The organism is Pseudomonas sp. NPDC047961 (genome assembly GCF_050272435.1).
In the GTDB taxonomy this organism is placed as follows: domain Bacteria; phylum Pseudomonadota; class Gammaproteobacteria; order Pseudomonadales; family Pseudomonadaceae; genus Stutzerimonas.
The window spans coordinates 557088-569155 of sequence record NZ_JBNNMD010000001.1 but is presented as its reverse complement, the minus strand read 5'-3'; the positions used below and the strand labels follow the sequence as shown (position 1 = coordinate 569155).

Here is a 12068-nt window from a genome sequence, read left to right as displayed (position 1 = left end):
TAAGCTGCGTGCTGAACGCGCGCGGTTTGTTTTCGCAACTCACTTTCACGGAAATTGGCTCATGAACCTGCTGAAAAGCGCCTCCCTGATACTCTGTATGGTCATCGCCGGCTGCAGCTCCAATGATGAAAAGCCGGTCGAGGTGGTTGCTGCGCCGAGTCCCGTGATTGATGCGGCCTGGTTGGATGGATACGAGCCGCGGCTTCGCGATGCGTTGAAAGACAGTCACTTCGAACTTGAGCGCCGCGAAGGCGTGTTGGTGGTTACGGCCCCAGTCGATGGCTCCTTCAATCCCGACCGCCCAGGCATGCTGTTGCCGGTGACGCTTGGTCCCCTCAGTCGAGTGGCGAAACTGGTGGAAGGCGACGCGAAGACTGCTGTGGTCGTGCTTGGCCATGCTGACAGCACCGGGCCAATCGAGGTCAACCGTGACATCAGCCGTCAGCGTGCGGGTGCCGTTGCCGCGATTTTTCGGCTCAGTGGTTTGAAGCACGACCGGCTGCGTATTCGCGGGCTCGGTTCGGATATGCCCCGGGCCTCCAATGAGAAGGAAGAAGGACGCGCTTTGAACCGGCGTGTCGAGATGGTCTTGGCTCCGCAGCCTACCTTACTCGCGCTGATTGCCAAGTACAGCGACGCGCCAGGCAAACCGACTCAGGTTGCTGCGGCAGAAGTCAACAAAACCAAATAAGGGGCGTCGCCTGACAGTCCAGGTGTTCGGCCCACTTTTGCGTTGAATCAAGCGGGGCGAAGCACAGAGCCGGTAAGCTTTGGCTTCAACTGTTTTCCAGGAAACACAGTGATGACCCAATCCTTGGCCGATATGCGCCGCGATTACACGCGTGACGGACTCAGTGAAGCGAACGCGCCGGAAGAGCCCTTCGGGCTATTTCGTCAGTGGTTCCAGGAGGCGGTGGAGACCGAGCAGCTTCCCGTGGAGCCAAATGCTATGACCTTGGCTACGGTAGACGCCGAGGGTCGCCCGCATTGCCGAGTGCTCCTGCTCAAAGCGCTGGACGAGCGCGGCTTCACCTTTTTCAGCAACTACGACAGCGCAAAGGCCGAGCAGCTGGAAGCATGCCCCTTCGCTGCGATGACCTTCTTCTGGCCAAGCCTGGAGCGTCAGGTTCGTATTGAGGGGCGGGTGGAGAAAGTCAGTGCTGCCGAGTCGGACGCCTATTATCAGGTGCGACCGCTGGGCAGCCGCCTCGGTGCTTGGGCTTCACCGCAGAGCCACGTGATCCGCGATCGCGCCGAACTGGAACGGCTCCTTGCCGAGACAGAGCAGCGCTTTCTCGACAAGGCCCCGCATTGCCCCCCTCATTGGGGCGGCTACCGTTTGCTGCCGGAACGGATGGAGTTCTGGCAGGGGCGTTCCAGCCGGCTGCATGACCGGCTGAATTATCGACGCCTCGCCAGCAACTGGCAGCGGGAACGTCTGGCGCCCTGACTCGCTGACACAGTTTTGATGAGAGGCCGGCTCCGGCCTCTTTTTTGTCAGGTCTCGTTGTAGCGCGCCAACTCGCTTTCCAGCCAGGCTTGTAAGTCCTTCCGTTTGACCCGCGCATCTTTCGCCGCTGAAAGGCGTTGCAACAGCCACGCTCGCTTCTGCGGATCGTCTCCTGCCAACGACAACGCCAAGTCCCGGTCCGCCCAACGCCTGAAGCGGATGAACAGCCAGGCATGGAAAACCAGCCCGGCCAGCGTGACGATGGTGATGATGAAGTAGTCCATGGGTAGTCTCTGGCAACAGCTTGAGCGAGCGCTCTACATGCGGGGCGGGATCGCCTCGGGTAAAGTACGGTCCTAGTTGAATGAATGCTGAGTCAGATCGAGGCGGTTGCCAAGTGCTTCATCGCCGCATACGACTGACCATGCGGTCGGGACCAATCTCGTTTCCCAGGAGAGTACCAATGCGCAACTCCATTTTTGTTGCTTCGTTCACGGCCGTGGCGCTTGCCGTCGGCGGTTGTACTTCCAACCTTACCGGGGATAGCTATTCCCGCGACGAGGCGCGAACTGTCCAGACGGTACGTTATGGCACGATCGAGTCATTGCGCCCGGTCAAGCTCGAAGGCACCAAAACCCCGATCGGTACCGGTGCGGGCGCAGTCGTCGGTGGTATTGCCGGCAGCGGGGTGGGCGGAGGCCGGGGCAGTGCCGTTGCGGCAGTAATCGGTGCGCTGGCGGGCGGTATGCTCGGTTCGGCAGCGGAAGAGGGCATCACCCGTGCGCAAGGCGTTGAAATCACGGTACGTGAGGATGACGGCAACATGCGCGCCTATGTGCAGGAAGTCGAGCCTAACCAGGTTTTTCGCGTCGGTCAGCGTGTACGCATCATGACGGTTAATGGCACTAGCCGTATCGCACCCTGATTGCGCTGGGTTCGGCAGGGCCTATCAACAGGTTGTTGCGACGCCAGTGAGACTCGATGAGCGGGAGCGCGTGGGTTGTTTGCGCATTGCCTAGGAGACAGGGCGCAGGCTGAAGGCCGGCTGGTACGGTATTCAGGCTGCGCCTTTTGTTTTTCGAAATACTTGAATCCATGACGTTGCTGCGATCGGTATGGATAATCGGCGCTCACCGCCATGCCCCTTCGGGGCGAGAATGGGTCGACCAAGGGATATAACTGCCGTGCGCATGCACGGCTCAAGGGGTTTTACTCATGGCGCTTGCGCTGATCATCGCTTTGCCATTCCTCGGAATCTGCCTGCCGTTGCTGTTTGAACGGTTCGGCCGATCTGCCTGTGCGTTCGGTGCCGGCCTGGCCCCGTTGCTGGCGTTGGCATTGCTGTTGTCCAAGCGTGCTGATGTATTTGGCGGCGAGACGGAAGTGCAGACATTAACCTGGCTTCCCGATCTGGGGCTGAATCTCAGCTTGAGGCTAGACGGTTTAGGGTTTCTCTTCGCGCTGCTGATCCTGGGAATCGGCCTGCTCGTTATCCTGTATGCGCGCTATTACCTGTCGAAAAGCGAGCCGATGGGACGCTTTTTCAGCTTCTTTCTGCTGTTCATGGGCGCCATGCTCGGTGTGGTGCTGGCCGAAAACCTTCTTCTGATGCTGATGTTTTGGGAGTTGACCAGCCTTTCGTCGTTCCTGTTGATAGGCTTCTGGAATCACCGTTCCGATGCTCGCCAAGGTGCCCGGATGGCGCTCGCGGTGACAGGTGGCGGCGGGCTGGCTCTGCTGGCGGGTATCTTGCTGATCGGGCATATCGTCGGCAGTTACGAGCTAAGCACCGTTCTAGCGTCGGGTGATCTGATCCGCGCCAGTGCCTTGTACCCGTTGACCCTGATTCTGATTCTGCTTGGCGTGTTCACCAAGTCGGCGCAGTTTCCGTTTCACTTCTGGTTGCCACAGGCGATGGCGGCGCCCACCCCGGTATCGGCTTTCCTGCACTCTGCGACGATGGTCAAGGCTGGTGTGTTCCTGCTGGCGCGGCTGTATCCAGCACTGTCGGACTCGGAATGGTGGTTCTATCTGGTCAGCCTGACAGGCTTGGCGACCTTGCTGATCGGCGCGGTAATGGCGCTGTTCCAGCATGATCTGAAGGGGTTGCTGGCCTATTCGACCATTAGCCATCTCGGTTTGATTACCCTGCTGTTCGGCCTCGACTCGCGCCTCGGGCCAGTGGCGGCGATCTTCCATATCATCAATCACGCTACCTTCAAGGCTTCGCTGTTCATGGCCGCGGGGATCATTGATCACGAGACCGGAACGCGCGACATGCGGCGCATCAACGGCATGCTGAAATACATGCCGCACACGGCGGCGCTGGCAATGGTGGCGTCGTTGGCAATGGCTGGGGTGCCGCTGCTCAATGGCTTTCTCAGCAAGGAAATGTTCTTTGCCGAGACCCTCGATCAGCATCTGTTGGGCAGCTTCTACTGGACGATCCCGGCCCTGGCGACGCTGGCGAGTGCCTTTTCGGTCGCTTACTCGCTGCGCTTCGTGCACGACGTGTTTTTCAATGGCGAACCGATCGACTTACCTAAATACCCGCCACACGAGCCGGCGCGGTACATGAAGATTCCTGTCGAAATCCTGGTTTTGCTGTGTCTGCTGGTGGGCACCTTGCCTGCCTACACGGTCGCACCCTTGCTGGCTGCAGCTGTAGCCGGCAGCTTGGGCGGTGACGTGCCTGAATACAGCCTGGCGATCTGGCACGGCTTCAATCTGCCCTTGGCGATGAGTTTCGTTGCGCTGGGCGGAGGCCTGCTGATCTATTCGATGCGTAAATGGGCGTTTCGCTGGTATGAGGGGCTGCCACGTGTCGATTCGCTGCAGGTGTTCGCTCGGGTGGTTAGCGGGATTGCTGCCACGGCGCGCTGGGTAACCGAGCGTATGGAGAACGGGTCGTTGCAACGCTATCTGGCGTTGATGCTGGTCAGCTCGTTGCTTGTTGTAATCTACGCATTGACCCCGCTGCAAACGCTGCGGGGCTCTGTGCCGCTGACGCCTCTGGACGGTATCACCGTCGGTGGCATGCTGCTTCTCGGGCTGGCGTCGGTAATGACAGTGGTCTTCCACCGCAGACGCCTCATGGCGCTGATGGTACTCAGCGTTGTTGGGTTGATGGTGGCGCTGGTGTTCGCTCGCTATTCCGCGCCTGATCTGGCGCTGACGCAGATATCTGTCGAGGTGGTGACCATCATTCTGCTGATCCTCGCGTTGTTTTTCATGCCTGACCGCACGCCGGTTGAGTCGAGCAGCCTGCGCAGTTTCCGCGACCTGATTATTGCGTCGTCCTTTGGCACCATGGTCGCCTTGTTGGCCTATGCGGTACTGAGTCGGCCGTATGACAGCATCGCCTCGTTCTTTCTCGAGAACAGTGTGTCCGGGGGCGGTGGCACCAATGTGGTCAACGTGATTCTGGTCGATTTTCGGGGTTTCGATACTCTGGGTGAGATTGCCGTGCTGGCAATCGCTGCGGTTGGGATCTACGGACTGCTCCATGGACTGCGCCTGCCACACCCGATCCGCGACTACGGCGGTAGGCTGTGGTCAACCGATAGGCATCCAATGGTGCTGGACACGCTATCTCGTGTGCTGTTGCCGATGGCGCTGTTGGTGTCGGTATTCATCTTCTTGCGCGGCCACAATTTACCAGGGGGCGGCTTCATCGCTGGCCTGATCACTGCGGTTGCTCTGATCCTCCAGTACATCTCGCATGGTGTGGTCTGGGCGCAGCAGCGACAGCCGTTCAGCTATCACGGCGTGGCGGGGCTCGGTGTGCTCGTTGCGGGTCTTACTGGCCTCGGTAGTTGGCTGTTCGGTCGGCCTTTCCTGACCTCAGCTTTCGGCCATTTTCACCTGCCATTGATTGGCGACTTCGAGTTGGCCACAGCGATGCTGTTCGATCTTGGTGTCTATCTGGCCGTGGTAGGAGCAACCCTCCTGATTCTTTCCAATATGGGTCATGTCAGTCAGGACGAGTCGTGCAAGGAGGTGCTTTGATGGAAATCGTGTTCGCGGTCACGTTGGGCGTGATGATGACCAGTGGCGTTTATCTGTTGCTCCGCGCACGGATATTTCCTGTGGTCATGGGGCTGACGTTGATTTCCTATGCAGTGAATCTGTTCATTTTCGCAATGGGGCGTCTCTCCACCGGTGTTCCGGCAATTATTGGAGCCAGCGCCGAGTACGGTGATCCGTTGCCGCAGGCCTTGGTGCTGACTGCGATCGTCATTGGTTTCGCCATGACCGCGTTCGTTGTAGTACTGGCGCTTCGCGGGCTGGGCGAGTTGCGTACCGATCATGTTGATGGTCGGGAGCCGCGCAAATGAATCATGCGTTGATCATGCCGATCCTGCTGCCTTTGTTGATCGGCTGCAGTCTTCTGTTGCTTCATCGCCAGAGTGCATCGCTTAAACGCCTGCTATCGGTGACGGCTACCTGGTTGTTGGTGCCGCTGGCCTTGGGGCTGTTATGGCAGGCCGATGCTGGCCAACTGTCCGTGTACCGTCTTGGCGGCTGGCAGCCACCGTTCGGCATCATGTTGCTGCTGGACCGGTTGAGTGCCTTGATGCTGCTAGTGACCGCCATACTGGCGGGATTCTCGGTGTTGTACGCCGTGCGTGGCGATGACGAGCGCGGGCCGAATTTCCATGCGCTGTTTCAGTTTCAGCTGGCAGGCATCAACGGTGCCTTTCTGACTGGTGATTTATTCAACCTTTTCGTGTTCTTCGAGATCCTGCTGATCTCGTCTTACGCGCTGCTGCTTCATGGCCAAGGCGCGAAGCGCGTGCAGTCGGGCATTCATTATGTCGTGCTGAACCTGTTGGGCTCATCGCTGTTTCTGATCGGTGTCAGCATGCTCTATGGTCTGACCGGAACCTTGAACATGGCCGATCTGGCAGGACGGGTTGGAGCAGCTGATCCAGCCGACGCTCCGCTTCTCACTGCGGCGGGCTACCTGTTGCTGGTGGTATTTGCGTTGAAGGGAGCGATCCTGCCGCTGTATTTCTGGCTGCCGCGTGCTTATGCCGCGGCGACCGCGCCGGTGGCTGCGCTGTTCGCGATCATGACCAAGCTCGGGCTCTACGCGATTGTGCGTGTATTCACGCTGATCTTCGGTAGCGAAGCGGGTGTGTTGAGCAACATGGTGCTGGATTGGTTGTGGCCGCTTTCGATGCTTACGCTCGTTGGTGGCGTACTGGGCGCACTGGCCGCCCGCAACCTGCAGATACTGCTGTCCTATCTAGTGGTGGTTTCGGTGGGCACGTTGCTCGCCGGTATCGCGCTGGGAACAGAGGTGGGCCTCAGCGCTGCGCTGTACTACCTGGTGCACAGCACGCTGGTGTCCGGAGGGCTGTTTCTGCTGGCTGACCTCATCGCCCGTCAGCGCGGCGATATGGCCGCCGAGTTGCTATCGGCTCCCGCACTCAAGCAGCCCTTGTTGTTGGGCGCCTTGTTTTTCGCCGGCGCGATTTCGATTGCCGGGCTCCCGCCTTTCTCTGGTTTCATTGGCAAGGTGATGCTACTGCATGCCGTTCCTCCCGGGGTCGACGCCCTGCTGCTTTGGCCAGTGGTTCTGGTGGGCGGATTGGGGATGGTGATCGCACTGAGCCGAGCCGGTAGCATGGTGTTCTGGCGGCCTAGTGAAGCGGTCAGTGTTGGAAGGCCCGCGGATCGCGTGCGTGTGGTGGCGACTTTTGGTCTGCTGTTTGGCAGCGTGTTGTTGGTTGCAGTGGCGCAGCCGATCCAGACCTACATGCAGGCGACCGCAGCCCAGTTGTTCGAGCTACAGCCGTATCTGCAGATTATCCGCGGAGGTGAGGCATGAAATCACGTCTGCTGCCCAACCCTGCGCTCACCTTGCTCCTTACGCTGCTCTGGCTACTGCTCAATAACGCACTGAGCGTGGGGCAACTGGTGCTTGGACTGTTTTTAGGTTGGGCGATCCCATTGCTGGTGCAGGGATTTCTGGTTGACCTACCGAAAGTGCGTAGGCCCTTGAAGCTCTGTCTGTTTCTGCTGAAGGTGTTTTACGACATCGTCGTTGCCAACGTCAGTGTGGCCAAGCTGGTGCTCAGTTCTCGGGATCGACTGCAGCCTGCCTTCGTCGAAATACCGATGGCCATTGAGCATCCATTCGTCCTCGCCGTGTTGACCAGCATCATTTCGTTAACCCCTGGAACGGTATCGGCGTCTTTGCGACCCGGGCATAAGATGTTGCTGATTCACGCTCTGGATGCCCCCGACACGGAGGCGCTGGTAGCCGAGGTGAAGAGCCGTTACGAAACGCCGCTGCTGGAGATTTTCGAATGCTCGCGTATGTAATTCCCTTGTGCATGGCGGTTATCGGAATCGCAGCGATCCTAAACGTGGTGCGGCTCGTTCAGGGGCCGGACATGCCTGATCGAGTATTGGCGCTCGACACCTTGTATATCAATGCGCTGGCATTGATCGTCCTGTTTGGTATCTGGCTCGCGTCCGATCTTTTTTTCGAGGCGGCTCTGCTCATCGCGGTGATGGGCTTCGTCAGTACCGTGGCGGTGGGCAAGCACCTGTTGCACGGCGAAATCATTGACTGAGGAGGCTGCATGCCATTCTGGATAGAATTGCTGGTGAGTGTGTTTCTAATAGTGGGGAGCGCGTTCGCCTTGGTTGGGGCGATCGGTTTGTATCGCCTTCCCGATTTCTTCACACGGCTGCACGGTCCGACCAAGGCAACCACGCTTGGGGTTGGTGGGATCGTCATCGGTTCGATGATCTTCTTCAGTAACCAGGGCAACGGTCTCAGCGTCCATGAAGTGCTGATCACCCTGTTTTTGTTTTTGACCGCGCCGGTCAGCGCCCATGTCCTGGCGAAGGCAGCCATGCAGCAAAGGTTGCCTTATACAGCCAAAACCCGCGGCAAACCCTGGGATTGAAGCGGGTCTGACGAGCGTTCATTACCGCCTCGTTGCCGAGGCGGCATGGCGTTGTCGTTCAGATAACGATGCTGCTGGGCGAGGGCTGATGCTCATTGTCCTGCGTCAGCTGCTTAATCATCGCCTGCTGCAGTCGGGTGCATAGCTGCGGGTCAGACAAGGGCTGGTTGTCGGCATTGGTGACGAAGAACACGTCCTCGACACGCTCGCCCAGCGTCGCGATCTTGGCGTTCTGTACCGAGAGGTCGAAGTCCAGAAACAGCTGGCCAATGCGCGCCAATAGCCCAGGGCGGTCCGGTGCAACGACCTCAATGATCGTTTGCGGGCGCTGCATGTCGTTGTGGATGGTGACCTGCGGTGGGAATGCGAAATGCTTCAGTTGCCGCGGCACACGTTTCTGAATGATGGTCAGGTAGTCATCCGGATTACGCAGCGCGTTGATCAATCCTTGCCGAATCTCCTCCGTGCGCTCGGGGTCGTTGCCAATGGGAGAACCGTCGGCGTCCAGCACGATATAGGTGTCCAGCGTGAACTGGCTGCTCGAAGTGATAATGCGGGCATCGTGGATGTTCAGGTTCAGCTGGTCCATGGCCGCAACGGTAACGGCGAAGAAGTCATGCTGATCGGGTGCATAGATGAAGATCTGCGTGCCGCCCTCGAATTCACGTTGGGTGGTTTCCTTGATCAGGACCAGCGGACCGCCGTCGCTTGGGTGCTCGATGATGGCTTCTGTGTGCCAGGCGACATCAATCGAGCTGTGGCGCATGAAATAGTCGTCACCTAGCTGCGACCATAGCTGTTCGGCGTCGTCCGGATCGGTCCCGTTGCGCACGAGGTTGTCGAGTGCGGCGCGCTGGGTCTGGCGAATCTGCTCCTCGCGCCCCAGCGGGTTCTCCAGACCGCGCTTGAGCGCGCGTTTGGTTTCGGTATACAGCTGGCGCAGCAGGCTCGCCCGCCAGGAATTCCAGAGGGTCGGGTTGGTTGCGTTGATGTCTGCAACGGTCAGCACATACAGGTAATCGAGGTGGGTTTCGTCACCCACCTGTTGGGCAAAGTCGTTGATCACCTGTGGGTCAGATAGGTCTTTGCGCTGCGCGGTCGTTGACATCACCAGATGGTTCTCAACCAGCCATACCACCAGCCGCGTGTCCCATGCAGGCAGCTTGTGGCGCGCGCAGAACTCCTGCGCATCCACCGCGCCCAGCTCCGAATGGTCGCCGCCACGGCCCTTGGCGATATCGTGATAGAGCCCTGCGATATAGATGAGCTCCGGCTTGGGCAGCCGTTCCACGAGTTTACTGGCCAGTGGATACTTTTCGGCGACTCCGGGTTTGCTCAGTTTACGCAGGTACTTGATGACATTGAGCGTATGGGCGTCGACCGTGTAGATATGAAAGAGGTCATGCTGCATCTGCCCCACGATATGGCCGAACTCGGGCAGGTAGCGTCCAAGAATGCCGTAGCGATTCATGCGTCTCAGATTGCGGTGGATGCCTTCCTTGCATTTGAACAGCTCGATGAACAGGCTAGTGTTGCGAATGTCGCTGCGAAAATCGTCGTCAATGAGATGTCGGTGGTCTCGAAGGAGGCGAATGGTCTCCGCTCGTACACCCTGAATGTCAGGGTGTTGAGCCAGCAGTACGAAGATTTCCAGAATCGCGAAGGGCCTGCGCTTGAACACCGAATCATCGGTTACTTCCAGATAGCCATCGCGCACCAAGAAGCGGCTGTTGAGCGGCACCGCATCGCCGCTGTCGCCCTCCCATAGGATAACTTCGGCAAAGTGCTGCCCTACCAGATCGCTTAGTTCTGAAATGCTCATCACGACGCGGTAGTACTTCTGCATGAAGCGCTCGATCGCCAGCTTGGCGTCACTGTCTTCATAGCCGAGGAGGGCGGCGAGGCTGCGCTGGTGGTCGAATAGCAGTCGATCCTCCGCACGCCCGGCCAGCATGTGTAATCCGTAACGGACCCGCCAGATGAATTCTTGTCCAGCCACTAGCAACGAGTACTCGCCTTCGGTCAGAAATCCCTGATCGAGGATGGCGCTAAGATTCAAGCTGCCAAACTGGCGCCGCGCTATCCACAGGATCGTCTGGATGTCGCGCAGCCCACCAGGCGAGCCTTTGACGTTTGGCTCCAGGTTGTATTCGGTATTGTTGTACTTCGAGTGGCGCGTGGCCTGCTCGTTACGTTTGGCGAGGAAGAACTCTTTGCTCGGCCACATTTCCGAAGGGCTGGTGACCTTCAGCATGTTCTGACGCAAGCGCTCAGGGCCTGCGATCGTACGGCTTTCCATGAGATTGGTTATGACGGTTAGGTCCGCACGTGCCTCCTCGGCACATTCCTGTACCGAGCGAACGCTTTGGCCAACTTCCAAGCCAATGTCCCATAGCAGGGTCAGAAACCGCTCGATGGCGTCGCGGAATATTTCTTGGTCATTGTTATCGAGCAGTATCAGCAGGTCGATATCGGAATAGGGGTGCAGCTCGCCGCGCCCATAGCCACCGACGGCTACCAGCGCTATTTCCGCCTCGTTGTTCCAGTCGAAGCGGCCCCAGGCGGCTCGCAATATCTGGTCGACGAACCAGGCGCGGCCTTCGATCAGGCCGCGGATATCCTGGCCGGCGAGGAACCGTGCATCGAGCACTTCCCGCGCCTTGCGTATGACTTTCTTGAAGGCGGCGATGGGGCTGGCCTTAAGAGCCAGTTCAGCCTGGAACTGGCTGCGGTCGAACAATTCGGAATCAACCTGAGGCATACCGTCGCCCTCCATCAAAGCATCAAAATTAGGGCGATGTGCGGGCTATGGTGTCATCGCTGCGCAGGGTGAAGATTTCATAGCCATCGGCGGTCACCACTAGGGTGTGTTCCCATTGGGCGGATAGCTTGCGGTCCTTGGTAATGGCTGTCCAGCCGTCACCAAGCAGGCGAGTTTCCGACCGGCCCTGGTTGATCATTGGCTCTATGGTGAAGGTCATTCCTTCCTTTAGCTCCAGCCCGGTCCCGGCGCGGCCGTAGTGAAGGACTTGAGGCTCTTCGTGGAAAACCTTGCCGATGCCATGTCCACAATACTCGCGAACGACGGAGAATCCGTTCTTCTCGGCATGCTTCTGGATCACCTCGCCGATGTCCCCTAGGCGCGCGCCGGGGCGGACTACCTCGATACCTTTATAAAGGCACTCCTGCGTCACCTTACACAGCCGCTCGGCCCACTCTGGCGCTTTGCCGACAAGAAACATTCGGCTGGTATCGCCGTGGTAACCATCCTTGATGACCGTGATATCGATATTGAGGATGTCACCGTCTTTGAGAGGCTTGTCGTTGGGAATGCCATGACAGACGACATGATTGATCGATGTGCAAATCGATTTGGGATAACCCTTGTAATTGAGCGGGGCGGGTATGGCCTGTTGCACGTTGACGATGTGCTCGTGGCAGATGCGGTCCAGTTCTTCGGTGGTGACACCCGGCTTGACGTGATCACCGATCATTTCGAGCACCTCGGCGGCCAGGCGGCCGGCAATGCGCATTTTCTCGATGTCTTCAGGCGTCTTGATGGAAACAGTCATGCAACCCTCTTGGCGCCAAGAGGCGCAGGCAAATAGATATAAGAGGCAAATGATAAACCAAAGAAGGCTTTACCTGCAGGCGGCCCTGGCGGCTCGGGCAAACCAGAGGCAACCTTGTTA

The 12068-nt window shown here is 58.6% G+C and carries 12 protein-coding genes; 9 read left to right on the top strand and 3 right to left on the bottom strand.

Annotation, left to right across the window (positions count from 1 at the left end; translation table 11 throughout):
• Window positions 1-61 precede the first annotated feature (61 nt).
• The gene (locus tag ACQKIK_RS02690; RefSeq protein ID WP_127838740.1) at window positions 62-691 is read left to right on the top strand and encodes an OmpA family protein; all 630 of its coding nucleotides are present in this window, start codon (window positions 62-64) and stop codon (window positions 689-691) included.
• A 111-nt stretch (window positions 692-802) separates the two neighbouring features.
• Entirely contained in the window at window positions 803-1450 is a 648-nt protein-coding gene (pdxH, locus tag ACQKIK_RS02685) for a pyridoxamine 5'-phosphate oxidase (protein WP_045429042.1), read from the top strand.
• Between the two features lie 47 nt (window positions 1451-1497).
• Here the strand turns inward: pdxH and ACQKIK_RS02680 are convergent, their stop codons facing one another.
• Complete coding sequence (locus tag ACQKIK_RS02680; protein WP_064481869.1) at window positions 1498-1734, bottom strand: hypothetical protein; 237 nt, start codon at window positions 1732-1734, stop codon at window positions 1498-1500.
• Window positions 1735-1913: 179 nt separating this feature from the next.
• Between ACQKIK_RS02680 and ACQKIK_RS02675 the strand changes: the two genes are divergently transcribed.
• The 7 genes from ACQKIK_RS02675 (at window position 1914) to ACQKIK_RS02645 (ending at window position 8376) form a co-directional block, all read left to right on the top strand.
• Window positions 1914-2375: an outer membrane lipoprotein gene (locus ACQKIK_RS02675; protein WP_045429038.1), complete on the top strand. Its 462-nt coding sequence runs from the start codon at window positions 1914-1916 to the stop codon at window positions 2373-2375.
• A gap of 290 nt (window positions 2376-2665) precedes the next feature.
• Entirely contained in the window at window positions 2666-5458 is a 2793-nt protein-coding gene (locus ACQKIK_RS02670; RefSeq protein ID WP_499134632.1) for a monovalent cation/H+ antiporter subunit A, read from the top strand.
• Window positions 5458-5787, top strand: coding sequence for a Na+/H+ antiporter subunit C (locus tag ACQKIK_RS02665; RefSeq protein ID WP_045429034.1), 330 nt, complete (start codon window positions 5458-5460; stop codon window positions 5785-5787). Before ACQKIK_RS02670 ends, ACQKIK_RS02665 begins: the two co-directional genes overlap by 1 nt.
• Window positions 5784-7286, top strand: coding sequence for a monovalent cation/H+ antiporter subunit D (locus ACQKIK_RS02660; protein ID WP_499134631.1), 1503 nt, complete (start codon window positions 5784-5786; stop codon window positions 7284-7286). The genes ACQKIK_RS02665 and ACQKIK_RS02660 overlap by 4 nt, the downstream gene beginning before the upstream one ends.
• Entirely contained in the window at window positions 7283-7783 is a 501-nt protein-coding gene (locus ACQKIK_RS02655) for a Na+/H+ antiporter subunit E (RefSeq protein ID WP_045429030.1), read from the top strand. Before ACQKIK_RS02660 ends, ACQKIK_RS02655 begins: the two co-directional genes overlap by 4 nt.
• The gene (locus tag ACQKIK_RS02650) at window positions 7768-8037 is read left to right on the top strand and encodes a K+/H+ antiporter subunit F (protein ID WP_045429028.1); all 270 of its coding nucleotides are present in this window, start codon (window positions 7768-7770) and stop codon (window positions 8035-8037) included. Before ACQKIK_RS02655 ends, ACQKIK_RS02650 begins: the two co-directional genes overlap by 16 nt.
• Window positions 8038-8046: 9 nt before the next feature.
• Window positions 8047-8376 (top strand): Na+/H+ antiporter subunit G, encoded by a 330-nt coding sequence (locus ACQKIK_RS02645; protein WP_045429025.1) that lies wholly within the window; start codon window positions 8047-8049, stop codon window positions 8374-8376.
• 58 nt (window positions 8377-8434) lie between these two features.
• Here the strand turns inward: ACQKIK_RS02645 and ACQKIK_RS02640 are convergent, their stop codons facing one another.
• Entirely contained in the window at window positions 8435-11137 is a 2703-nt protein-coding gene (locus ACQKIK_RS02640; protein WP_127838745.1) for a [protein-PII] uridylyltransferase, read from the bottom strand.
• A 28-nt stretch (window positions 11138-11165) separates the two neighbouring features.
• Entirely contained in the window at window positions 11166-11948 is a 783-nt protein-coding gene (gene map / locus ACQKIK_RS02635) for a type I methionyl aminopeptidase (RefSeq protein ID WP_046162042.1), read from the bottom strand.
• Window positions 11949-12068: the final 120 nt, after the last annotated feature.